This is a genomic window from Actinomadura citrea (assembly GCF_013409045.1).
Taxonomy (GTDB): Bacteria; Actinomycetota; Actinomycetes; order Streptosporangiales; family Streptosporangiaceae; genus Spirillospora; species Spirillospora citrea.
The window spans coordinates 5,203,580-5,227,219 of record NZ_JACCBT010000001.1; the positions used below are offsets into that span (position 1 = coordinate 5,203,580).

Here is a 23,640-nt window from a genome sequence, read left to right on the forward strand (position 1 = left end):
GTCTGGCGAGATCGGGCCCGGCGGCGGGCCCCGGGGTCAACGGCGCGTCAGCACCCGTTCGGTCGCCGACCGCACGGCGTCGCGCTCGGCGCCGTCGCCGCGGCGGTCGGGCGACATCGCGATCACCTGGCTGCGGCCGGCCGCGACTCGGGGATGGCGGCGGGCGAGCATCGTGAGGCTCTGCCCCGGGCCGGTCTCCACGAGCAGATGGTCGCCGTCGTCCAGGAGCCGGTCCAGCGCCCCGGCGAAACGGACGGTCCGGGCCGGCTGCCCGATCCAGAAGGACGGGTCGCACGCCCGCTCGGCGGTCAGCGGCGCGGCGTCGTAGGCCGAGTAGAGCCGCACGGCGGGCGGCCGCAGGGTGACGCCGGTCCAGCGGTCACCGGCCTGGGCGGACGCCGCCTCCACGAGCGGACTGTGGAAGGCCTGCCGGGCGGGGACGCGCCGGACCGTCCTCCCGTCGGCCCGGAGCCGGGACATGGCCCGCCGGAGCGGCGCCTCCGCCCCGGCGAGCAGCAACTGCCGGGGCGCGTTGACGGCCGCCAGGTGGACGTCCCCGCCGAGCAGGGGCTCCACGTCCCGCACCGAGGCCGCCACCGCGAGCATCCCGCCCGGCTCGGTCGCGGCCAGCTCCGGGAGCCGCTCCATCATCAGCCGCATGCCGTCGGCGAAGTCGAAAACCTCGGCGAGCGCGCCGGCCACCATCTCGCCGGCCGAGTGGCCGAGCAGCGCGTCCGGCCGCCCGCATCGGTCCACCAGCGTCCGCCCGAGCGCGTACCCGACCGCGTACAGCAGCGGCTGCGCCACCGTGACGTCGTCGAACTCCGGCGGCGGCCGCTCGGCGAGCCACTGCGCGCGCACGTGCGGACCGCGCGGCCCCATGAGCTCGAACGCCTCGTCCATCGTGCGGGTGAAGGAGGGGACGGCGCCGTACAGGGACGCCGCCATCCGCGGATGCTGCGCCCCCTGGCCGGGGATCAGCAGCGCGATCGGCAGCGGGCGTCCGGCGCCGGCGGAGCGGTCGCCTGTCATGCCGCCTGTCCCTGTCATGCCACCCGCCCCTGTCCTTCCATCTGCCCGAGTCATGCCCCCATGTCTAGGCCGCCCGCGTCGAGGCTCGGCCTAGGGTCATTCGGGCTCGGCGGTGCGGGAGGGCCGGGACGACCTGTCCTCGACAGCTTCCTGACGGGCGGTTGCGATCCTCGCGGCATGGAGTACGAGGACATCTACGTGACGGGAATCGGCCGTCACCTGCCCGACGCGATCGAGATCGCGGACGCGGAGGCACGGGGCCTGTGCGCCCGCAAGGACGTCTGGCGCACCGGCATCGAAGCCGTGTGCGTCGCGGAGGAGGCCCCACCGGACATGGCCGCGGCCGCCGCGCGGCGCGCCCTCTCGGACGCCGGCGCGAAGCCGTCCGACATCGAGCTGATCCTGCACGCCAGCGTCCACTACCAGGGCCACGACCTGTGGGCGGCCGCCTCCTACGTGCAGCGCGAGGCGGTCGGCAACACCTGCCCCGCCGTCGAGGTGAACCAGCAGTCCAACGGCGGCATGGCGGCGATCGAGCTGGCCGCCGCGTTCCTGGCGTCGAGACCCGGGGGCCGCGGGGCGCTGGTGTCCACCGGCGACCGGTTCGCCCCGCCGGGCTTCGACCGCTGGCGCACGGACCCGGGAACGATCTGCGGCGACGGCGGCACCGCGATGGTCCTGTCGCGCGGCGGGACTCCGCGGGACGGGCGGGGCGCCCTCAGGCTGCGCAGCGCGGTCTCCGTCTCGGACCCGGACCTGGAGAGGCTCGGCCGGGGCGCGCGGCCGTTCGCGGACGCGCCGCTGGAGGCGGCCCGCCCGATCGACGCCGAGACGCCGCGCGAACAGGCGGTCTCCGAACTCGGGTTCGCCGAGGTCCTGCGGCGGCTGCAGGAGGGGCAGGCGCGCGCCGTCGAGGACGCCCTGTCCGAGGCCGGCGTCAAGCAGGCCGACGTGGACTGGTTCGTCCTGCCCCATCTGGGCCTGCCGAAGATGAACGTGCAGTTCTTCGAGCCGCTCGGGATCGAGCGGGAGCGCACGACCTGGGACTGGGGGCGCCGGATCGGCCACCTCGGCGCCGGGGACCAGATCGCCGGGCTCGGCGAGCTCGTCGCGTCCGGCCGCCTCGCACCCGGGCAGCGGTGCCTGCTCGCCGGGGTCGGCGCGGGCTTCACCTACTCCGCGGCCGTCGTGGAGCGGACGCGGGACGCGGCGGGCTGAGTCCCTCGGAGTCCCAGCGCGGCCCGGGCCGCCGCTCCGCCTCCCGCGGAGCGGCGGCCTCCTTCCCGCCGGGGCCCTCGTGCGCCCCGTGCTCCACGAGCACGGCGACGAGCGCCGCCAGCTCCCGCTCGTCCAGACGACCCTTCACGATCTCGAAGTCGGCGCTCATCGCTGCCCGCTCCCCCACCGGACGGTGCTCACTGCGGCTGGTTCCCGTGCTTGCGGCCGGGACGGGGCACGTACTTGTCGGCGAGCATGTCCAGCGCGTCGACGATCCGGGCGCGCGTCTCGGCCGGGTCGATCACCTCGTCCACCAGGCCGCGCTCGGCGGCGTGGAAGGGACCCATCAGCTCCCGCCGGTAGTCCTCGACCCGGGCGCGGCGCTCGGCCTCGGGGTCGTCGGCGGCGGCGATCTCCCGCCGGTACACCACGTTCACGGCGGCCTCGGCGCCCATCACGGCGATCTCGTTCGTCGGCCAGGCGAGGGACACGTCCGCGCCGATCGACCGCGAGTCCATCACGATGTAGGCGCCGCCGTACGCCTTGCGCAGGACGAGCTGCACGCGGGGCACGGTCGCGTCGCAGTAGGCGTAGAGCAGCTTGGCGCCGTGCCGGATGATCCCCCCGTGCTCCTGGTCGACCCCGGGCAGGAAGCCCGGAACGTCGACCAGCGTCACGAGCGGAATGTTGAACGCGTCGCAGAACTGGACGAACCGGGACGCCTTCTCCGCGGCCGTGATGTCCAGGACCCCGGCCGTCTCCGCGGGCTGGTTGGCCACCACCCCGGTGACCCTGCCCGCGAACCGGACGAACGCGCACACCACGGTGGTGCCCCACATCTCGTGGATCTCGAACGTCTCGCCGTCGTCGACGATCTCCTCGATGACCGCGCGCACGTCGTAGGCGGTCTTGGGATCGACGGGCACCATGTCGCGCAGCGCCGGGCAGGGCCGGTCCGGCGGGTCGTCGGTGGGCTGCTCGGGCGCGAACCGGGTGTTGTCGGCCGGCAGCAGCGTCAGCAGGTGCCGCACGTCGGCGAGGCACTCCTCTTCGTCCTCGTACATCGCCTCGGCCACGCCGGTCCGCGACGCGTGCACCTCGGCGCCGCCCAGCTCCTCATGGGTGATCGTCTCGCCGGTGACGGCGCCCACCACGTCCGGGCCGGTGATGAACATCTGCGCGGTGTCGCGCACCATGAAGACGAAGTCGGTGAGCGACGGCGAGTACGCCGCCCCGCCCGCGCACGGGCCCAGCATCACGCTGATCTGCGGGATCACTCCGGAGTTGCGGACGTTGCGCCGGAAGATGCCGCCGTACCCGGCGAGCGCGGTCACGCCCTCCTGGATGCGGGCGCCCGCCCCGTCGCACAGCCCGACCAGCGGAGCGCCCGCCCTGGCCGCCAGATCCATGATCTTGTGGATCTTGCCGGCGTGCGCCTCGCCGAGGCTGCCGCCGAAGACGCGGAAGTCGTGGGCGTAGGCGAACACCCGCCGTCCCCCGACCAGGCCCCAGCCGACGACGACCCCGTCCGTCGGCGGGCGCCTGCGCTCCATGCCGAAGCCCTGCGCGCGGTGCCGCCGGAACGTCTCGATCTCGGTGAAGGTGCCCTCGTCGAACAGCAGGTCGAGCCGTTCGCGCACGGTCAGCTTCCCCTTGGACTTCTGCGCCTGCGTGGCCCTGTCGCCGCCGACCTCGGCGGCGGCCCGGCGCTCGGCCTCCAGCCGGGCCACGCGATCCCGCATCTCAGACACTTCCATAACCTCCGTCGGCGAAGACCAGCGGTTTGGCGTCCCGGAGGCAGCCCGCCGCCACCACCAGCCCCACGACCACGCGGTGGTCGCCGAGCTCGGCGGCGTCCACCATCCGGCAGTCGACGAAGCCCGCCGCCTCGGCGAGCACGGGCGATCCGGTCGCCGCGGTCACGACCTCCTGCCCGGCGAACCGGTCCACGCCGGGCGCCGCGAACCGGCGCGCGAGGGGTTCCTGGTCGGCGCACAGGAAGCTCACCGCGAAACAGCCCGCCCGTTCCACCACCGGCCACGTCCGCGAACCGCACCCGATGCAGAACAGGACGAGCGGCGGTTCCAGCGAGACCGAGGTGAACGAGTTCATCGTCGTTCCGGTGGGGCCGTCCCCCGAGTCGGCGGCGGCCACCGTCACTCCCGTGGCGAAGCCGCGCATCACCGAGCGGAACTCGCTGGCCTCCACGGGCTGGATCTGGCGAAGCACGGCGCTCCCTCCGCTGGGCGAACGGTCGCCGACAACGTAGGCCGCCCGCGTCGAGCCCGGTTCGCGTCCCGTCAGAGCCCGCCTCTAGGGCTTGGTGCGGGGCGGATCGATGAGCCCCGCGAGGGCCGCGCGGTTGACCGCGTCGAGCCGCGATCCCGCGCCGAGCTTGGCGAAGATGTTGCGCAGGTGGCGCTTGACCGTGGCCTCGGTGAGCGAGAGCCGGTTCGCGATCTGCCGGTTGGTCAGCGCCCGCGCGGTGAGTTCGAGCACCTGCCGCTCCCGCTCGGTCAGCTGGACCGGCTGCGCCCCGTCGTCCTCGGGCAGGCTGCGCCGCGAGACGCTGAGCACGATGCGCTCGGGGTCCTCCACCGCCTGGATCGCCGCGACCAGTTCGTTGCGCGACACCGTCTTCAGCAGGTAGCCGCGGATGCCCGCCTCCAGAAGCGCGCGCAGCAGTTCGGGCCCCTCCTGCATGCTGAGGATGATGACCTTGGTGGCCGGCGAGTGCCGCCGGATGCGCCGCACCGTGGTGACGGGGTCCTGGCCGGAACCCCCGACCTCCAGCAGGACGACGTCGGGCCGCAGGTCGGCGACGACCGTCAGGGCCTCGTCGCCGTTGCCCGCCTCGCCGACCACCTTCAGACGGTCGTCCTCTTCGAGGATCTCCCGCACGCCCTGCCGGACGAGGGTGTGGCTGTCGACGATCAGAATGGTCCGCAGCGTCAAGACCGCCCCCGGAATGCGGCGGGCTCGCGTTCCGGGCGAGGGCGGCGCTTCACTGAGCATCCGGCGGCATGCTCTTTCGGCCATTCGCTCATGAAGGCTCCGATCGGCGCGGTCTGGTCGCAGTCCGAGTCCGGATGCGGCCGCCCGCCACCCATCCCACCGTATTGCGAAATTCAATCTTCAACCGACTGGAGAAACACGCCCCGTTGCCCGTCTGCGAGGCAACGGTAACACGCACCGATCTGGTCCGCCACCCGCCGATCGCCATTCCGATTCCGGCCCGGATACCGGTCGGCGCGGCCTTCTGAACGGCCGACTTCTCCGCGGCCGGCCCTCTCGCCAAACCCCCGCCCGCACTCGACGGTCCCGGGCGCGGCGGCGCCTCGGCTCGGCCCGCCCGGACGCCCGGCCGACCCCGTCTCGGGACGCGGGGCTCGCGCGACCGCCGCCTCAACGCCACCAGCACGCCCACCACCTGCCGGAACGCCGGTCAGCACCCTGAACGGGCGCCTCTCGACCCGGATCCCTCGCTCATCTCACCAAGGCACCTGTTGCCAATTCCGGCCTCGTCAGTCATCCATCCGGAAACCGATCACGGGTCACAGGATGGCCTCGGCAGTGCGCACCGAGTGACAACTCGCAGATTAACGAACGTCCATCGCCGGCCGGGGTTCCCCTCCAAGAGCCTCGATTGCCACTCCGGACACTGAAATCCTGTAAGTCGCGCACCCCTCTTCGCGGACGTTTCCCCTTGCGCGAAGTGACGGCTTCCGGTAATACCGCCTACCGCTGCGGCCGCGGCCCTCACGTCCTCCGCGGGGCCCCCGATAAAGATCGAAATTCTCCGGCCGGCGCGCGCGATCCCAGGAGGGCGCCGCACCTGGGATCACGGAGGTTCGGACGGCGGGACCGCCGGGGGTTCAGCTGCCCGTCGCCCACAGGTCTGGGCCGAAGACCTCGTAGTGAACGCGTTCGTCCGAGACTCCGGCGCCGGCCAGTCCGCGCCGGATCTCGCGCATGAACGGGATCGGCCCGCACATGAAGACGCGGGCCTTGCGCGGCAGCGGCAGTCGGGTGACCTCGATCCGGCCGGGCCGGACGTCCTGGTCCTCTTCCCCGCCTGTGTCCTCGTACCAGGTCAGCTGCTGGAAATGGGGCATCCTGGCGCCCGCCTCGGCGATCTGCCGCCGCAGCGCGTGGGTGCGGGCGCTCCGGTCGGCGTGCACGGCCAGGACGCGGCGGCCCGGCTGCTCCACCGCCAGGTGGTCGATCATCGCGGCGACCGGGGTGATGCCGATCCCCGCGCTGATCAGGACGAGGGGATCGCCGTCGTCCTCCATCACCACGTCGCCGAACGGCGGGGACAACTCGACGACGTCGCCGACGGCGTTCTCGAACAGGAACGTCGAGACGGCGCCGTCGGGGGCGGTGGCGTCGCCGCGCACGCGCCGCAGGGTGATCTGGACGGTGTCCCCGGTCGCTCGCGACAGCGTGTACTGGCGGGGCTGGCGCAACCCGTCCGGCAGCGTGACCGCGAGAGAGACGTACTGACCCGGCCGGTGCGCGGGCACCCTGCCGCCGTCGGCGGGGGCGAGGACGAGGGAGACGGTGTCCTCGGCCTCGTCCCGCCGCTCGGTGACCCGCCACGGCCGGAACGGCGCCGCCGGGTCGCAGGCGGCGTCCCGGTACAGGCGTGCCTCCTCCGCGATCAGCAGCGTCGCGAAGAGCCAGTACACCTCGGACCAGGCCGCGTGCACCCGCGGTGTCACCGCGTCGCCGAGCACCTCGGCGACCGCGTCCATCAGGTGCCGGCCCACGATCGTGTACTGCTCGGGGCGGATGCCGAGCGAGGCGTGCTTGTGCGCGATCCGCGAGAGGATCTGCTGGAAGGGGATGGCCGACTCCTCCGTCACCAGGTGCTCGGCGAACGCGGCCACCGAGCCGGCCAGTGCCCGGCGCTGCTCGCCGTTGGCCTGGTTGCCCTGGTTGAACAGGTGTCGCAACTCGGGGTGGGCGGCGAACATCGCGGTGTAGAACTCTCCGGTGATCGCGGTGCCGTTGGCGGTGACGGCGGGCAGCGTGGCCCGCACGATCTCGGCGTGGTCGGACGAGAGCATCAGCAACCTTCCTCTGCGGGGGTCGGCGCGCCGGCGGACGCCGGCGGCGCCAGGGAGAGCAGGACCGGTCCGGTCGGATCGGCCACCAGCTCACGCAGTCGCACCTGGTCCAGCGACGCCAGGAAGGCCGCCTGCGCCGCCCGCAGCACCCCGCGCAGGCGGCAGCCGCCGCGCAGCGGGCAGGGCGGGCTGTCGCATTCGACCGCTTCGCCGGGTCCTTCCAGTACGCGGACGATCTCGCCGACCGGGAGGTCGGTCACCCCGTCGGCGAGGACGACGCCGCCTCCGCGGCCGCGGGTCGTGCTGACGAACCCGTCCCTGCGGAGCCGCTGGACGATCTTCGCCATGTGCTGCGGCGCGACCCGCAGGCGCTCGGCCATCTCGGCGGCGGAACGCCGCTCGTTCCGCGCGCCCAGCAGCATCAGCACGCGCAGGGCCAGGTCGGTCGACTGGGTCAGGTGCACGGCTTGATCATAGTTTTAATCGGAATCACAAAGTCTGATTTAGCTCTGTGGGGATCGCCACAGGCCCGGCCGTGTACGTCGTGACGTGCGGCGGTACCGCGGGTGCGCGTCACCGCCCTCCCCGGCCGGCCCACCTCCCCTGGTTTCGGTCGGATCTGGGAGGCGGATTCGGGCATCCGGAGCCGGGTAGGGGACCGACGCGAGAGTCACGGCGGGGGAAATCGCGAATCAGGATGAGTCTTCTCGGAATGGCCGTCGCGGTGGTGGCGGCCTGCCTCATCGGTCTGGGCTTCGTGGCGCAGCAGCACGCGGCCTTCCAGGAGCCGTTGGGACGGATCCTGCATCCGAGCCTGCTGCTGGACCTGCTGCACAGCCGGCTGTGGCTGGCCGGGATCGCCCTGATGATCGCCGGTCAGCTCGTCTTCGCGTTCGCGCTGGACCTCGTCGGCGTCGCCCAGGCCACGCCGGTGCTCACCGTCAACCTCGTCTTCGCTCTGATCGCCGCGCATGTGATCTACCGGGAGCCGTTCGGCGTCAGGGCACTGGTGGGGTCGCTGATGCTGACCGGCGGGGTCGCGCTGTTCCTGGGCGTCGGGCAGCCGCACGGGGGCACGCCGCCCGGCACGCACTCCCTTCGCTGGTTGGGCGGGGCGGTCGTGCTGGTCCTCGCCGTGCTGGTCGCGGTGGGAGGAGGCCACCGGGACCTGAGGGTCCGGGCGATGCTGCTCGCCTCGGCCGCCGGGCTGCTCTTCGGCCTCCAGGACACGCTGACCCGCAGCGTCGTGCTGCTGTTCGCCGGGGGCGTGGCCGACGCCTTCAGGACGTGGCAGCCCTACGGCCTGGTGTGCGTCGGGGCTCTCGCCCTGCTGTTCGCGCAGTCGGCCTTCGACGCGGCGCCGCTGCGCATCTCGCTGCCCGCCAGTACTGCGGCCGAGCCGCTGACCGCGATCGCGCTGGGCGTCGTGATCTTCGACGAGAAGATCCGGCTGTCCACCCGTGACCTGGCCCTGGAGGCGCTGGGCCTGGCGGGCATGGTGGCGGGCATCGTCGTCCTCGGCCGGTCGCCGTATCTCGGCAAACCGGGCGAAATGGCATCGCGGGACGGGAGTGCGGGCCAATGATCGCCGTCATCCTGGGATTGCTGGCCGGCGCGGCCAACGCCCTGGCGTCGGTGCTCCAGCGGCGGGCCGCCAGGACCGCGCCCGAAGCCGACGCCTTCAAGCCGTCCCTCATCCTCGACCTGCTGTGGCAGCCCCTCTGGCTCGGCGGGGTGGGCGCGCTCATCGCCGCGTTCCTCCTGCAGGCCGCGGCGCTGTCGATCGCGGGGCTGGCGCTGGTCCAGCCGCTGCTGGCCTCCGAACTGCCGTTCACCATGATCCTCATCGCCCTGCTGCCGCCGCGCGGGCTGCGCCAGGTGCCGTGGACGGGTGTCACCGTCCTCACCGTGGGCCTGGCCGGGCTGCTCGTCGCCGCCGCTCCCAGCGAGGGCCTGGGCGCGCCGGGCCCCGGCGAGTGGCTCATCGCGACGGCCGCCACGGTGGGCTGCGCCGCCGCCCTGGTGGCGGCGGCCTGGTCCATCCGCGGGCCGATCCGCGGCGTGCTGCTGGGCGTGACGACGTCCCTGGGCTTCGCGCTGACGGCGGCGTTCATGAGGACGGCCACGCGCGCCTTCTCCGGCGGTTTCGTCGCCGTCCTCACGACCTGGGAGCTCTACGCCATGGCCGTGGCGGGGGTCGCGAGCCTGTTCCTGCTCCAGAACGCGCTGCAGAGCGGCAGTCTGGTGGCCGTGCAGCCCGCCCTGACGGTCACGGACCCGGTCGCCAGCATCCTGCTGGGGGTCGGGCTCTTCGAAGAGAGCATCCGGACCGGTCCGTGGATCGCCGCGGAGATCCTGAGCATCGTGCTGATCCTGCTCGGCAGCGGCGCCATCGCCCGGTCCCCCCTGCTGCACGACGACCGCGCCGTCACCCCAGCGCGGCGCGAATGACGTGCTCGGCCCGGACGGCGTCGAACAGGACGTCCACCCGCCGCGCCCGGGCCATGCGGACCCGCTCGTTCCCGAGCCCGTCCAGCATCTCCAGGAGTTCGGCGGGCGACCGCGCGAGAGCGCTCAGGCCGGCCCGCTCCATCGCCTCGGCGCCGTCGCGTCCGTGGCCGGGGATGGGCCGGTAGGAGACCACCGGCAGCCCGCACGCGAAAGCCTCCCGGCACGTCTGCCCGGCCGCGTTGTCGACCAGCGCGTACGCGCCCGACATCAGGCCGGGCATGTCGTCCCGCCAGCCGAGGGCGTGCCCGGCCCCGGCGGCCCGGATCCGGGCGCGCAGCCGCCGGTTCCGTCCGCACAGCACGACCGGCAGGTACCGGCCGGACGCCGCGAGCCCGCGGGCCGTCTCGGTCACCCGGCCGACGCCCCAGGCCCCCGCGGAGATCAGCACGATCCGCTCCCCGGGCCGCGCGCCGACCGCGTCCCGCAGCCGTCCGCCGTCGTCCGCACGCCCGAATCCGGGCCGCACCACGGGCGCGACCCGGCCGGCCGGACGTCCCGTCCGCTCCGCCACCGCCCGCGCCGAGGCCTCGTCCGGGCACAGGAAGCGGTCGTTGCCCGGGTGCGCCCACATCCGGTGCGCGACGAAGTCGGTCACCAGCACGAGCGACGGCGCATCCAGCCGCCCCCGCAGGCGCATCCACCCCGCGACCTGCGCCGCGACATGAAAGGTCGACACCACCACGTCCGGCGGCGGTTCCGACGCCCGCCGCTCCAGCCTCCTGGCGATCAACACCGTGAGCGGCGACGCGGGCGGCGGGTGCGGCGCCACGAAGAACGCCCGGTAGATCCACTCGTACAGCCACGGCGCCCCGCGGAGCATCGCCCCGTACGTCCGCCTGAGCCCGCCCCCGAGGCGCAGCGGGACCAGGTCCAGGACGTCGACGACGCACACCTCCACGCCCCACGGCGCGATCCGGCGCGCCAGTTCCCCGGCGACCGCGTCGTGGCCCGCGCCCATGGCCGCCGTGAGGATGAGGAGCCGTTTGCCCATGCGATCGTTCCCCCTGTGAGACTGGTCCCATGTCGCATCTGACGCGGGGTCTCGCCGGGGTCCTCCTGGCGCACGCCCTGCCCGCCGCGACCTGGCTTCCGCCCGTCCGCCGCCTGACTCCCCGTCTCGCCGGCCGCGGCGGAGCCCGCCATGTCGCGCTCACCCTGGACGACGGGCCCGATGCCGCCTCCACGCCCCTCTTCCTGGACGAACTGGCCCGCCTCGGCTGTCATGCGACCTTCTTCGTCCTCGGCGCGATGCTCGAGCGCAGCCCGTCCCTGGGGCGGCGCATCGTCGCCGACGGCCACGAGATCGCCGTCCATGGATGGCACCACGACAACGCCCTGAAGACCCGCCCCGGCCGTGTCTCCGCCGAGGTGCGCCGCACCGTCCGCCTCATCGAGGACGTGTGCGGCGCCACCCCCTCCTGGTACCGCCCCCCGTACGGCGTCTTCAGTGCCGAAGCCCTCTTCGCGGCCCATCGCGACAACCTGCGGCCCGTCCTGTGGACGGCTTGGGGCAGAGACTGGACGGCCTCCGCGACGCCTCGTTCCGTGTTGGCCACGCTCTCCCCCGGCCTGGACGGCGGCGCGACGCTTCTTCTGCACGACAGCGACGCCACCTCGACACCGGGCGCATGGAGAGCGTCCCTCGGCGCCCTCCCCGGCGTGGTGGCGACCTGTCGCGCCACCGGCCTGACCGTCGGCCCGCTGCGCGACCACGAGGTCTACTCCTCAAGGACGTCACCTGGTCACTCATAACCAGACGGCGTCCGTCCATGCTGGCGCGCCGCCGTGGCCTCCTCGGACGGTTCCCGCGGCGCGGCCTCCGCGGGACGGGTCAGCGGGCCGCGGGGCAGGAGCACGCCGCAGACGAGGGCGCCGGCCGCGAAGATGCCGGCGCACCACCAGAACACCGTGGTGTAGCCGTGGACCGCCGCGAGCTGGAGCATCTGCGGCGTCGGCCGCCCGTGCAGATGGTCGGCCAGGTAGCCGCTGGTGGCGCCGGCCGCGATCGTGTTGAGCAGCGCCGTGCCGATCGAGCCGCCCAGTTGCTGCCCGGTGTTGATGCTCGCCGAGGCCACCCCCGCGTCCCGCGGCTCCACGCCGAAGGTGCCGGTGGCGGCCGCCATGCCGAAGATGAGCCCCATGCCGGCGCCGATGACCATGAGCGGGCCGAGCAGCGCCGGCCCGTAGCCCGAATGGGCGCCGATCCTCGTCAGCCACACCATGGCGCCCGAGCTGAGCAGCATGCCGGCGACGACCATCGGCCCGGGGCCGAACCGCGGCATCAGCCTGGTGTTGCCCAGGACGGCCATGGCACCGCTGAGCACCACCATCGGCAGCATGGCCAGCCCCGACCTGACGGCCGAGTACCCCAGGGTCACCTGCATGTAGTAGACGAGGAACAGGAAGACGCCGAACGTGCCGGCCCCGCTGATCAGGATCGTGAGGTAGGCGCCGGCGCGGACGCGGTCGAGCACGATGCGGGGCGGCAGCAGGGGGTGCGCGGTGCGCGCCTGCCAGGCCGCGAAAACGATCAGCAGGACGACACCGATCGCGAGGAAGCCCCAGGTCGAGGGCGTGCCCCAGCCGTGGGACGCGGCGTTGGAGAAGCCGTAGACCAGGCAGAGCATCCCCCCGGACACCGCCACCACGCCCGGAACGTCCAGGCGGCCGCCCGGCGTCCTGTGCTGCCTTCCGATCAGCAGCGCTCCCCCGATGATCGCGATCGCGGCGAAGACGAGGTTGACGTACATGCACCACCGCCAGGACAGGTAGGACGTCAGCGCACCGCCGAGCAGCAGCCCGAGGCCGCCGCCGGCGGCCGCGACCGCGCCGTAGACGCCGAACGCCCTGGCCCGCTCCCCGGGGTCCCGGAAGGTCGTGGTCAGCAGCGACAGGGCGGACGGCGCCAGCAGGGCGCCGAAGGCCCCCTGGCAGGCGCGCGCCGTCACCAGCATCGAGAAGTCGACCGAGGCGCCGCCGACGGCGGAGGCGGCCGCGAAGCCGACGAGCCCGGTCAGGAAGGTCGCCTTGCGGCCGGCCAGGTCGGCCAGGCGTCCGCAGAACAGCAGCAGACTCCCGAACGACAGCGCGTACGCGGTCACGACCCACTGCCTGTCGGCGGTCGAGAAGTCCAGCGCGCGCTGCGCCGACGGCAGCGCGAGGTTCATCACGGTCAGGTCGAGGACGACCATGAGCTGGGCGGCGGCGATGACGGCGAGGACGAGCCATCGTCTCGGATCCAGGTCCGTCGTCCCGGCCGCGCCGGCCCCGGGCCCGGCCACCGGGACCGCACTGCGTGCAGGCATGATCATCTCCTTGTCGCTTCGAGCGGAGTCACGTCGAAGGTTCGACGACACGGGCCCCCGGAATGTCAGGCCGCGCGGCGACGTGACATTCCGGGGCGCCGTCTCGTCGGAGTGGTGTGAGCACATCCGAGCCAGGGAGCCACCGGGACATGACCGACCACTCGACCGGCCACTCGCCACCAGGACACGACCTGCCCGACGCGGGCCTGAGCGCGATCATCAGCGAGCGGCGCCGGCTGATCGGCCTCTCCTACCGGCTCCTCGGCTCCCTGGCCGACGCCGAGGACGTCGTGCAGGAGACCTACGCCCGCTGGTACGCCATGTCCCCGCGGCGGCGGGAGGCCGTCGCCTCCCCCGGCGCCTGGCTGTCGAAGGTCGCCGGCCGGATCTGCCTGGACGTGCTCGGCTCGGCCCGCGCGAGGCGGGAGCGCTACGTGGGCGAGTGGATCCCCGAACCGCTGCCCGAGCCCGAGCGGTGGATCGGCGGGCGGCCGGGCGCCGCCGCGTCCGACCCGGCCGACCGGATCACCCTGGACGAATCGGTCGCCATGGCCTTCCTCGTCGTACTCGAATCGATGACCCCGGCCGAACGCGTCTCGCTCATCCTGCACGACGTCTTCCGCTACCCCTTCGCCGAAGTGGCCGAGATCACCGGCCGCACCCCGGCGGCGTGCCGCCAGCTGGCCTCCTCGGCCCGCCGCCGCATCCGCGCCTCCACGCCGCCCGCGGCCCCGGCCGCCGGCCGCGCCGGCGTCGTCAGGAACTTCAAGCAGGCGCTGGAGACCGGTGACGTCGACGCCCTGATCGGCCTTCTCGACCCGGGCGCCGTCCTCACCGCCGACGGCGGCGGCGTGGTCAGGACCGTCCTGCGTCCGATCGAGGGCGGCGAGCGGATCGCGCACGCCATCGCCGAACTCGTCCGGCGGGTGACCGGCGTGACGCTCCTGGAGCGCACGGTCAACGGCCAGCCCGGCCTGATCGCCCAGCAGGACGGCGTCACCGTGACGGTGTACGCGTTCGAGATCACAGGAGATCGGATCAGGCACATCTGGGCGGTCCGCAACCCCGAGAAACTTCGCCCCTGGACCAGCGCCTGAGACACGCCCCCACCGCAACGGGCTCTCGGAGTGACTATTCCGTCGTGCGGCGGCAAGGCAGTCCTGCCACCCCGTTTCGGTGGTGACCCACCGCTTTCCTGATATCACTTGCCGTGACTACAAGAGAGCGGAAGGTGACGATGGCGCATTCTGACGGAAGAGCCGGTTCCCGCAACGAAGTGCTCTGCCTGGCGGCCGGGGTCGCCGATGTGGTGGCGGAGGGGTTGCGAGGCCTGACCCGGCGCATGCCCGGTCCGGCCGACGTGAGGCAGGAGCTTCGCGCACGCGGTGAGCTGGCGCTGCGGCGCAACGGCGTGGCTCCGGAGGCGCACATGGAGGTCCTGGCCCGTCAGGCCGCCGCACGGCCCCAGGATGGCTGACCTTCGCACCCGGGTCGACCGGGCGCTGGCGGAGTTCGTCGAGGCGGAGGTCGCCGAGCTGCTGGCCCTGGACGGCGACCTGGCGCCCGTGGCCGACCAGTTGCGGATCTCGGTCGACGGCGGCAAGCGGATCCGCCCGGCGTTCTGCTACTGGGGGTGGCGCGCCGCGGGTCAGCCGGACACCGACGCCATCGTCCGCGCGGCGGCGGCGCTGGAGCTGGTCCACGCCGCGGCGATCGTCCACGACGACGTCATCGACCGCAGCCCGATGCGCCGCGGACGGCCGAGCGCGCACGAGAGCCTCGGCGACGCCCTCGCCATCATGGTCGGCGACCTGCTGGTGGCGTGGTCCGCGCAGCTGTTCCACTCCTCGGGCCTGCCGAGGGCCTTCCTCGGCCGGGCGGTGCCGCAGTGGACCGCGATGGGCCGCGAACTGGTGGCGGGCGAGTGCCTGGAGATCCTGCGGACCGGGGCGGCGCCGGACGTGGCCCGTTCCCTGACGATCGTGCGGTTCAAGACCGGCTCCTACACCGTCGAGGGGCCCCTGCGGATCGGCGCGGTGCTGGGCGGGGCGGCCGCGCCGACACTGGCCGCGCTGGCCGCCTACGCCCGTCCGCTCGGAGAGGCCTTCCAGTTGCGGGACGACCTGTGGGGCGTGTTCGGCGACCCGCGCCGAACCGGCAAGTCGCTCCTGGACGACCTGGCGGGCCGCAAGCCCACCGCCCTGCTCGCGCTGACCCTGACCGAAGCCGGCGAACCCGACCGCCGGCGCCTGCGGGACCTGCTGGACGGACCGCTCACCCCGGCCGGCGCCGCCGAGATCCGGGAGATCATGCTGCGCGCCCGGGCGCCGGCCCGCGTCCGGCAGATGATCGACGAACGCGCACACGCCGCGCAGGCGGCCCTCGCCGGCACCCGGCCGGACGCCGCCGACGCCCTGGCCCGACTGATCTGCGAGGTGACCGCCGATGACTGACTACACCGACCGGTACATGGACGCTCTGCGGCTGAAGGGCGACCCGCTCGCCGACGCGACCGTCGAAGCCCTGTTCAGCTCCGGGCAGGTGGGCGAGTACAACACCCTCATGCGCTGGTTCACGACCTCCGGCCAGGCGCTCCCCGACGGACTGCCCGACGCGGCGCGCGACTACCTCCAGGCGACCGCGACCCCGCCGGACTGGATCGACTGGGGCGTCATGGAACAGGCGCGCCAGTTCTTCATCGACAACGACGTGCACGTCTCCACCGCCCTGTCGTTCGCGGCGATGCCGGCCTGCTACGTCGTCCCGCACGTGGCCAAGCTGCTGTCGGCCACGCACTCGCTGGCCTACCCCTCACGCCGGATGGCCGAGACCGGGCAGTTCACCGTCTACCTCATGCAGCCCGAGGCGTTCCAGGCCGGCGGGCGGTTCCTTCCGGCGGCGCAGAAGGTCCGGCTGCTGCACGCCTCCATCCGCCGGCACCTGAAGGAGCAGGGCCACTGGCCCGAGCCCGTCGCGATCTGCCAGGAGGACATGCTCGGCGGGCTGATGATGTTCAGCATCCAGGTCCTGGACGCCCTGCACCGCATGGGCATCCACATCACCGCCGAAGGCGCGGACGCCTACTACTACGCCTGGCGCGTCGTCGGCGTCATCCTCGGCATCGAGCCCGACACCATCCCCCCGGACCTGCAGGCGGCCCGGGAGTTCTCCGACCGGTACATGGTGCGCCACATGGGCCCCTCCCCCGAGGGGGTGCACCTGACCCGGCAGCTGATCGACCTGTACGAGGAGGTCGTGCCCGGGACGCTGCTCGACCCGGTCGTGCCCGCGCTCATCCGCTACCTCATCGGCGACACCTCCGCGGACTGGCTCCAGGTCCCCCGTACGCGGTTCGACTCACTCATCAGGATCGCCCCGGCCCTGCTGGGCGCCCTGGAATGGGTCGAGGACCGCGGGCCGTGGGCCGAGCACATCTCCGACCGGCTCGGCCACCTGGTCACCATGCTGGAACTGTCCTCCCTGACGCGGGGCCGCGTCATGCACTACGCCATCCCCCAGGAACTCAAATCCGACTTCGGGGTGCCCTCGAAGAATGCGCGCTGGACCCCGCCCCCGCCCACCCTCGTCTCCTAGCCCAGGCGGGATCGAGCGCTTCGCGCGGGGGGGGAGGCGTCCCGGGTCAGGGCTCGAAGCGGTAACCCATGCCCGGCTCGGTGATCAGGTGGCGGGGGTGGGCCGGGTCGGGTTCCAGCTTGCGGCGCAGGTGCGCGAGGTAGACGCGCAGGTAGTTCGTCTCCTTGTCATAGCCGGGGCCCCATACCTCGTGGAGCAGCTGCCGCTGGCCGACGAGGGCGCCGGTGTTGCGGACCAGGAGCTCCAGGATGTTCCACTCCGTGGGCGTCAGGCGGATCTCCCGGCCCGCCCGGGTCACCCGCTTGGCCCCCAGGTCGATCGTGAAGGCCCCGGTCTCCACCACGGTGGCGGCCTGCTCGGCCGGGGCCGCCCGCCGGACCGCCGCGCGCAACCGGGCCAGGAGCTCGTCCATGCCGAACGGCTTGGTGACGTAGTCGTCGGCGCCCGTGTCCAGGGCCCGGACCTTCTCCTCGGAGGCGTGCCGCGCGGAGAGCACGATGATGGGGACGTTCAGCCAGCCGCGCAGCCCCTGGATCACCTCGACGCCGTCCATGTCGGGCAGTCCGAGGTCGAGCACCACCACGTCCGGTCTGCGCCGGGCGGCCAGGTCGAGGGCGGTGCGGCCGTCGGGCGCGGCGTCCACCTCGTAGCCGCGCGTCCTCAGGTTGATCCGCAGCGCGCGGACGAGTTGCCGCTCGTCCTCGACGAGGAGTATCCGCGTCACGATGATCCCCTACCCTCGTCGCCGGATGCGGAGACGTCCCCGCGGGCGCCGGCGGCCGGCAGCGCGAAGACCATGGTGAGGCCGCCTCCGGGGGTGTCCTCGGCCCGCAGGGTGCCGCCCATCGCCTCGGTGAAGCCCCGGGCCACGGCCAGGCCCAGCCCCACCCCGGCGCCCCGGGGAGAGTCCCCGAGGCGCTGGAACGGCGCGAAGATCTGCTCCTTGGCGGCCTCCGGCACTCCGGGACCCCGGTCCGCGACCCTGATCTCGACCCGCGGGGGCCGCCGGTGCGTCCGCAGCTCACCGGCCGACAGGGTGACGGCGCCGGTGCCGTGCCGGACGGCGTTCTCGACCACGTTGGCCAGCGCCCGTTCCAGGAGGCCCGGGTCGGCCAGGACCGGCGGGAGCGTCTCCGGGACGTCCACCTCGACGCGGCCCGCCGGCACGCCCTGGAGGGCGGGCGGCACCACCTGCTCCAGGGAGACCGGCTGGGTCAGCGGGGAGACGACCCCCGTCTGCAGGCGGCTCATGTCGAGCAGGTTGCCGATGAGGCCGTCGAGCTTGTCGGCCGACTCCTCGACGGTGGCCAGCAGTTCGGCCTCGTCCTCGGGATCCCAGTCGACGTCGGTCTGGCGCAGGCTGCTCACGCCGGCCTTGATCGAGGCCAGCGGGGTGCGCAGGTCGTGGGAGACCGCGGCGAGCAGGGCGGTACGGATCTTGTCGCCCTCGGCGAGCCGCCGTGCCCGCCCCGCATCCTCGGCCAGCCGCCGCCACTCCAGCGCGGCGGCTGCCTGGGACGCGAACGCCGACAGCACCCGGCGGTCCGCGGCGGGCAGGACGCGTCCGCGCAGGGCCAGCACGGTCTCGCCGCTCCGGTCCGCCCCCTCGCCCGCGCCGACCCCGGCCTGCGCGTCGGCGCGGTCGGGGTCGGGGCACGGGTCGGAGCCGGTCGAGCCCAGGACGGTCCAGCCGTCGCCCGCTCTCTCCAGCAGCGCGACCGAGGCCACGCCGAAGGTCTCGCGGATCCGCTCCAGCAGGGCGGGCAGCGCCTTCTCGCCGCGCAGCACACTGGTCGCCAGCATGCTCAGGGTCTCGGCCTCCGCGCTGCTCTGCGCCGCCTGCCGGGAGCGGCGCGCGGCGAGGTCGACCACCGAGGCGACCGCCGCCGCCACGCCGACGAAGATCACCAGCGCGAGGGCGTTGTCGCGGTCGCCGATGGTGAGGGTGTGGAAGGGCGGGGTGAAGAACCAGTTGGCCAGTAGGCTGCCCAGCACCGCGGCGGCCACGGCCGGCCACAGCCCTCCCGCGAGCGCGACCCCGACGGTGAGCACCAGGTAGAACAGGATGTCGGTGACCAGGCCGAACTCCAGGCCCGCACCGGCCAGCAGGCCGGTCAGCGCCGGGGGGCCGGCGACGGCGAGCGCCCATCCCGTCCCCCTGCGCCGGCGGCTCAGCGCAGGACCGCTCGCGCGGGTGATGCCGGGGCCCTTCCGGGCGTGCCCGTGGCTGACGATGTGGACGTCGACGTTGCCGGAGTCCCTGGTCACGGCGGCCCCGATGCCGGTTCCGAACATCCGCCGCCGACCGGAGCGGCGGCCGGCCCCCACGACGAGCTGCGTGGCGTTGACGCCGCGGGCGAACTCCAGCAGCGCCGTCGCCACGTCGTCGCCCACCACCTGGTGAAACGTCCCGTTCATGCTCTCCACCAGGGCGCGCTGACGCGCGAGTGCCGCCGCGGAGCCCTCGTCGAGGCCGCCGCTGCGCATCACGCGGACGGCGAGGAGGTCCGCGCGCCCGGCCCGGGCGCCCATGCGGGCCGCGCGGCGGATCAGCGCGTCGCCCTCCGGGCCGCCGCCCAGCGCCACCACGATGCGCTCGCGCGCCTCCCAGGGCTCGGTGATGCCGTGCTGGTCGCGGTAGCGGGCGAGGCCCTCGTCGACGCGGTCGGCCACCCACAGCAGGGCCAGCTCGCGGAGGGCGCTGAGGTTGCCCGTCCCGTAGTAGCCGGCCGGCGCGGCGCCGGTCTCGTCCGGCGCGTGGACGTTCCCGTGCGCGAGCCGCCTGCGGAGCGCCTCGGCGGTCATGTCGACCAGCTCGATCTGGTCCGCCCGCCGGACGACGGCGTCCGGGACGGTCTCGTCCTGCCGGACCCCGGTGATGCTCTCCACCACGTCGCCGAGCGATTCCAGATGCTGGATGTTGAGAGTGGAGATCACGTCGATGCCCGCCCGCAGGAGTTCCTCGATGTCCTGCCATCGCCGGGCGTTGCGGCTTCCCGGCGCGTTGGCGTGGGCCGGTTCGTCGACCAGCGCGACCTCGGGACGGCGGGCCAGCAGGGCGTCCACGTCCAACTCGGTGAGCCACGACCCCCGGTAGGGCGTCCGGCGGGCAGGGACGACCTCCAGGTCGCCGATCTGCTCGGCCGTCCGGGAGCGCCCGTGGGTCTCGACGAGGCCGACGACCACGTCCGTGCCGCGCCCGGCGCGCCGCCGGCCCTCGTTCAGCATGGCGTAGGTCTTGCCGACCCCGGGCGCCGCGCCAAGATAGATGCGCCATGTGCCCCGCCTGCCCATGCCGAGCGCCGCCTCCCCCTCGCCTGAATCGTCCCTTTATGGGGCCTGGCGAAATCTAGCAAAGCCTGGTGGGCGCCCCTGTACGGTCCGTCCCCGCGGATCAGGAATTGACGTTTTCTTAACGGCCGCCGGGCTTTCCGTATTCTCCGGGAACGCTTCGAGGCGGCTCCGGCGCGGGCGACCGGCCGCTCCGCAGGGTGACCACCATGGTCAGGCCGCCGCCGGGGGTCTCCTCGGGGAGCAGGGTGCCGCCCATCGCCTCGGTCAGCCCCCGCGACAGCGCCAGCCCGAGGCCGACGCCGGTGCCGTTGTCGCGGTCGCCCAGCCGCTGGAAGGGCACGAAGACCGCGTCCGTCTCGGACGGGGGGATGCCGGGGCCGCGGTCGATCACGCGCAGCTCGACCCGGTCCGCGTGGGCGCTGGCGGTCACCGTGACGGGCTCCCCAGGCGGGTTGTGGCGGACGGCGTTGGCGACGAGGTTCGCCAGCACCCGTTCGAGCAGGGCCGGATCGGCCGACACCTCGGGCAGCTCTCCGGCGATCCGGATGCGCACGCCGGTCGCGTCGACGTGATCGAGGGAGGAGACGGCGCGGGGCACGACGTCCTCGACGGCCAGGGGGCGCGGGAGGACGCCGAGCACGCCGGCCTGCAGGCGGCTCATGTCGAGAAGGTTGGCCACCAGCCGGTCGAGCCGCGCCAGGGACTCGGCGGCGGTGTCGATCAGTTCGTCCCGGTCCTCCTCGATCCAGGTGACGTCGGGGCTGCGCAGGCTGTCCACCGCGGCCTTCGCCGCGGACAGCGGCGTCCGCAGGTCGTGACCGACGGCGTTGAGCAGGGCGGTGCGTATCCGGTCGGCCTCGGCCAGCGGGCGCGCCTGCTCGGCCTCGGCCGTCAGCCGCTGCTGCCGCAACGCGACCGCGGCGTGCGCGGCGAAGGCCTCCAGCACCCGCCGGTCCTCGGCCCGCAGCGTCCGGCCGCGCAGCACGAGGACGAGGTCGTCGTCGATCGGGATCTCGGTCTCACCGGCCTTTGGGGCGGTGCAGGGCGGGCCCCCGGCCGTCGACACGATGCGCCAGCGGTCCGGATCGCTGTGCATTCCGAGCGCCCCGGCGGCCTCCGGCCCGCGCTCCAGCAGGGTCACCGCCGTGAGACCGAAGGTCTGCCGCAGGTCTTCGAGGATGTCGCGCGGCGTGTTCTGGCCGCGGAGCACCCCGCCCGCCAGGCCGGACAGGACCTCGGCCTCGGCCCGGGTCCGGGACGCCTCCCGGCTGCGCCGGTAGTTCAGGTCGACGACGGCGCTGACGACGGCGGCCACCACGACGTAGACCACCAGGGCCAGCAGGTTCTCCTGCTCGGAGATCGTGAACCGGTCGAGCGGCGGCGTGAAGTAGTAGTTCAGCAGGAGGGACCCGAACACCGCGGTGAAGAGCGCGGGGTACAGTCCGCCGGTCAGCGCGACCCCGATGACCACGAGGAGGAACAGCAGGATGTCGCTGGGCAGGGAGAACTCCCCCCGCAGATGGTGGAGCACCAGGGTGAGGAGCGGGAGGAGCGCGGCGGCCAGCACGAAGCCCGCGGTGCGCCGCCGCCGGGTGAGGCCGCCGCGCGACGGCCGGGCCCGGCGCCCCTTGCTGACCTCCTCGTGCGTGACCAGGTGGACGTCGATGGGGCCGGAGTGGGCGGTCGTCGTCACGCCGACGCCCCGGGAGAACAGCTGCGCGACCCGCCCCCGGCGGGAGGCGCCCAGGACCAGCTGGGTCGCGTTGACGCCCCGGGCGAAGTCCAGGAGGGCGGTGGGGATGTCGTCGCCGACGACCTGGTGGTAGGTGCCGCCGAGATTCTCCACGAGGGCCCTCTGCCGCACGAGGTGCGCGGGGTCGGTGCCGGTGAGGCCGTCCCCGGGGAGGGCGTGGACGGCCAGCAGGTCGGCGCCCTTGGAGCGGTCGGCGACGCGGGCGGCCCTGCGGACGAGCGTGTCGCCTTCGGGGCCGCCGGTGAGGGCGACCACGACCCGTTCGCGCGCCTCCCAGGTGCCGCGGATCTCGTGGTCGGCGCGGTACCGGTCGAGCTGGTCGTCGACCTTGCCGGCCAGCCACAGCAGCGCCAGTTCCCGGAGGGCGGTCAGGTTCCCGACGCGGAAGTAGTTGCCGAGCGCGGCGTCGACCTTCTCGGGGGCGTACACGTTGCCGTGGGCCATCCGGCGGCGCAGCGCCTCGGGCGCCATGTCGACCAGCTCGACCTGGTCGGCGCGGCGGACCACCTCGTCCGGGACGGTCTCGCGCTGCGGCACACCGGTGATCTGCTCGACGACGTCGTTCACCGACTCCAGGTGCTGCACGTTGACGGTGGAGATGACGTCGATCCCGGCCTCCAGGATCTCCTCGACGTCCTGCCAGCGCTTGGTGCGGCGCGAGCCGGGCACGTTGGTGTGCGCGAGCTCGTCGACCAGCACGACCCGCGGGCGCCGGGCGATCACCGCCTCGGTGTCGAGTTCGGTGAACGCCGTCCCGCGGTACTCCATGGTCTTGCGGGGAAGCGTCTCCAGCCCGGCGAGCCGCTCGACGGTCAGGGGCCGGCCGTGGGTCTCCACACAGCCCACGACCACGTCGGTACCGCGGGCCCGCCTCCGGTGCGCCTCGGCGAGCATCGCGTACGTCTTGCCCACACCCGGGGCGGCCCCCAGGTAGATGCGGAGCCGCCCACGCGTCATGATCAGTCCCTCCTAGGCCCGGTACGGGTGGTCACGGTCCAGTGCGAGGTTGAGCCGGACGACGTTCACCACCGGCTCCCCCATGAACCCGAGCGTGCGGCCGGTCTGGTCGTGCCGGACGGCCGCGAGCACCTGCGCCTCGGAGATGCCGCGCGCCTTGGCGATCCGCGGCGCCTGAAGCCTCGCGTAGGCGGGCGTGATGTGCGGGTCCAGGCCGCTGCCGCTCGCGGTGACGGCGTCGGGCGGCACCTGCGGCTTCGCGGGCGCGTTCCCTCTGACCGGGACGGTCAGGCCCGAGGCGAGGTCCTCGCCCGGCCTGGCGCACTCGACTCTGGCCCCCTTGTAGGCGGCGATGAAGGGCGCGGCGGGGCATGACTGGTTGGCGCTGACGACCCGCGTGGGCCTGGGGATGGTCCCGTCCGGGGCCCTCGTCCCGAACACCTTGAGGACCGCGCCCACCCCGTCCGGCGTGCAGTACGGCCGCCCGCCGTCCACGCCTTCGAGATCGCCGACTGCCCTGCTCCGCGAGCAGACCTGCGTGAGGAGGCTCTGCTCGGCCCCGACCCCGGTCGCCGGAACGGCGAGCGTGTCCAGGACGTCCTCGGGCCCGAGGTTGCTCGCGGCCGTCGAGGTCGGGTCGTAGCCGTCGCCGGCGGCCGAGGGGCGGCTCTGGAAGTACTGCCTGAGCGGACCCCCGTCCTTGCCGGTGAAGGACTGGCCGATGAGCGCGCTGCCCGCCGCCCTGCCGTCGGCCGTCTTCACGATGCTCCCGTCGGCCCGGCTCTTCAGCCCCGGGATCTGGGCGACCGCGAAGACGGCGAGCGGGTAGGCGACGCCGAGCACGACGGTGAGGACCAGCAGCGCTCGGGCCGCGGCCACGTGCTGGCGGATCCAGATTGGCATA

At 73.6% G+C, this 23,640-nt stretch carries 21 protein-coding genes; 8 read left to right on the top strand and 13 right to left on the bottom strand.

The features are described 5' to 3' along the window. Positions 1–36: 36 nt before the first annotated feature. On the bottom strand, positions 37–1,032 hold the full coding sequence (locus BJ999_RS24305) for an acyltransferase domain-containing protein (protein WP_179835424.1): 996 nt from the start codon (positions 1,030–1,032) through the stop codon (positions 37–39). A gap of 177 nt (positions 1,033–1,209) precedes the next feature. On the opposite strand from BJ999_RS24305, the gene BJ999_RS24310 reads away from it, so the two are divergent. Further along, positions 1,210–2,250, top strand: coding sequence for a ketoacyl-ACP synthase III family protein (locus BJ999_RS24310; RefSeq protein WP_179835425.1), 1,041 nt, complete (start codon positions 1,210–1,212; stop codon positions 2,248–2,250). Here the strand turns inward: BJ999_RS24310 and BJ999_RS24315 are convergent. From BJ999_RS24315 to BJ999_RS24340, 6 genes are all read right to left on the bottom strand, one after another. Then, complete coding sequence (locus BJ999_RS24315) at positions 2,201–2,419, bottom strand: hypothetical protein (protein ID WP_179835426.1); 219 nt, start codon at positions 2,417–2,419, stop codon at positions 2,201–2,203. The genes BJ999_RS24310 and BJ999_RS24315 overlap by 50 nt on opposite strands. 28 nt (positions 2,420–2,447) lie before the next feature. Next, complete coding sequence (locus BJ999_RS24320) at positions 2,448–3,992, bottom strand: acyl-CoA carboxylase subunit beta (protein WP_229810752.1); 1,545 nt, start codon at positions 3,990–3,992, stop codon at positions 2,448–2,450. A 1-nt stretch (position 3,993) separates the two neighbouring features. Continuing rightward, positions 3,994–4,479, bottom strand: a complete 486-nt coding sequence (locus BJ999_RS24325; RefSeq protein ID WP_179835428.1) for a flavin reductase family protein — start codon at positions 4,477–4,479, stop codon at positions 3,994–3,996. A gap of 84 nt (positions 4,480–4,563) precedes the next feature. Further along, entirely contained in the window at positions 4,564–5,205 is a 642-nt protein-coding gene (locus tag BJ999_RS24330; protein ID WP_229810753.1) for a response regulator, read from the bottom strand. Between the two features lie 920 nt (positions 5,206–6,125). Then, positions 6,126–7,322: a globin domain-containing protein gene (locus tag BJ999_RS24335; protein WP_179835430.1), complete on the bottom strand. Its 1,197-nt coding sequence runs from the start codon at positions 7,320–7,322 to the stop codon at positions 6,126–6,128. Continuing rightward, entirely contained in the window at positions 7,322–7,786 is a 465-nt protein-coding gene (locus BJ999_RS24340) for an RrF2 family transcriptional regulator (RefSeq protein ID WP_179835431.1), read from the bottom strand. The genes BJ999_RS24335 and BJ999_RS24340 overlap by 1 nt, the downstream gene beginning before the upstream one ends. Before the next feature lie 233 nt (positions 7,787–8,019). On the opposite strand from BJ999_RS24340, the gene BJ999_RS24345 reads away from it, so the two are divergent. Further along, the gene (locus tag BJ999_RS24345; protein WP_179835432.1) at positions 8,020–8,907 is read left to right on the top strand and encodes a DMT family transporter; all 888 of its coding nucleotides are present in this window, start codon (positions 8,020–8,022) and stop codon (positions 8,905–8,907) included. Beyond that, on the top strand, positions 8,904–9,773 hold the full coding sequence (locus tag BJ999_RS24350) for a DMT family transporter (RefSeq protein ID WP_179835433.1): 870 nt from the start codon (positions 8,904–8,906) through the stop codon (positions 9,771–9,773). Before BJ999_RS24345 ends, BJ999_RS24350 begins: the two co-directional genes overlap by 4 nt. On the opposite strand, the gene BJ999_RS24355 is transcribed toward BJ999_RS24350, so the two are convergent. Beyond that, entirely contained in the window at positions 9,751–10,824 is a 1,074-nt protein-coding gene (locus BJ999_RS24355; RefSeq protein ID WP_179835434.1) for an MGDG synthase family glycosyltransferase, read from the bottom strand. The genes BJ999_RS24350 and BJ999_RS24355 overlap by 23 nt on opposite strands. 29 nt (positions 10,825–10,853) lie before the next feature. On the opposite strand from BJ999_RS24355, the gene BJ999_RS24360 reads away from it, so the two are divergent. Then, positions 10,854–11,585, top strand: a complete 732-nt coding sequence (locus BJ999_RS24360) for a polysaccharide deacetylase family protein (protein ID WP_179835435.1) — start codon at positions 10,854–10,856, stop codon at positions 11,583–11,585. Here BJ999_RS24360 and BJ999_RS24365 read toward each other — a convergent pair. Next, the gene (locus tag BJ999_RS24365) at positions 11,576–13,138 is read right to left on the bottom strand and encodes an MFS transporter (protein ID WP_218935202.1); all 1,563 of its coding nucleotides are present in this window, start codon (positions 13,136–13,138) and stop codon (positions 11,576–11,578) included. The genes BJ999_RS24360 and BJ999_RS24365 overlap by 10 nt on opposite strands. 149 nt (positions 13,139–13,287) lie before the next feature. Here BJ999_RS24365 and sigJ point away from each other — a divergent pair, with 149 nt between their 5' ends. The 4 genes from sigJ (at position 13,288) to BJ999_RS24385 (ending at position 16,732) form a co-directional block, all read left to right on the top strand. Next, on the top strand, positions 13,288–14,235 hold the full coding sequence (gene sigJ / locus BJ999_RS24370; RefSeq protein WP_179835436.1) for an RNA polymerase sigma factor SigJ: 948 nt from the start codon (positions 13,288–13,290) through the stop codon (positions 14,233–14,235). Positions 14,236–14,375: 140 nt separating this feature from the next. Continuing rightward, positions 14,376–14,615 (top strand): polyprenyl synthetase, encoded by a 240-nt coding sequence (locus BJ999_RS24375; RefSeq protein WP_179835437.1) that lies wholly within the window; start codon positions 14,376–14,378, stop codon positions 14,613–14,615. Continuing rightward, a complete protein-coding gene (locus BJ999_RS24380; protein WP_179835438.1) occupies positions 14,608–15,591 on the top strand; it encodes a polyprenyl synthetase family protein in 984 nt (327 codons plus the stop codon). The genes BJ999_RS24375 and BJ999_RS24380 overlap by 8 nt, the downstream gene beginning before the upstream one ends. Next, positions 15,584–16,732, top strand: a complete 1,149-nt coding sequence (locus BJ999_RS24385; protein WP_179835439.1) for an oxygenase MpaB family protein — start codon at positions 15,584–15,586, stop codon at positions 16,730–16,732. The genes BJ999_RS24380 and BJ999_RS24385 overlap by 8 nt, the downstream gene beginning before the upstream one ends. A gap of 46 nt (positions 16,733–16,778) precedes the next feature. Here the strand turns inward: BJ999_RS24385 and BJ999_RS24390 are convergent, their stop codons facing one another. The 4 genes from BJ999_RS24390 to BJ999_RS24405 all read right to left on the bottom strand — a co-directional run bounded on the left by BJ999_RS24390 (position 16,779) and on the right by BJ999_RS24405 (position 23,639). After that, the gene (locus BJ999_RS24390) at positions 16,779–17,456 is read right to left on the bottom strand and encodes a response regulator (protein ID WP_179835440.1); all 678 of its coding nucleotides are present in this window, start codon (positions 17,454–17,456) and stop codon (positions 16,779–16,781) included. Then, positions 17,453–20,026: a sensor histidine kinase gene (locus BJ999_RS24395; RefSeq protein ID WP_179835441.1), complete on the bottom strand. Its 2,574-nt coding sequence runs from the start codon at positions 20,024–20,026 to the stop codon at positions 17,453–17,455. The genes BJ999_RS24390 and BJ999_RS24395 overlap by 4 nt, the downstream gene beginning before the upstream one ends. A gap of 118 nt (positions 20,027–20,144) precedes the next feature. Next, positions 20,145–22,736, bottom strand: a complete 2,592-nt coding sequence (locus BJ999_RS24400) for an ATP-binding protein (RefSeq protein WP_179835442.1) — start codon at positions 22,734–22,736, stop codon at positions 20,145–20,147. Positions 22,737–22,748: 12 nt separating this feature from the next. Continuing rightward, positions 22,749–23,639 carry a potassium-transporting ATPase subunit C gene (locus tag BJ999_RS24405; protein ID WP_218936073.1) on the bottom strand — a complete coding sequence of 297 codons (891 nt, stop codon included), beginning with the start codon at positions 23,637–23,639 and terminating at the stop codon, positions 22,749–22,751. Between the last annotated feature and the right edge of the window lies 1 nt (position 23,640).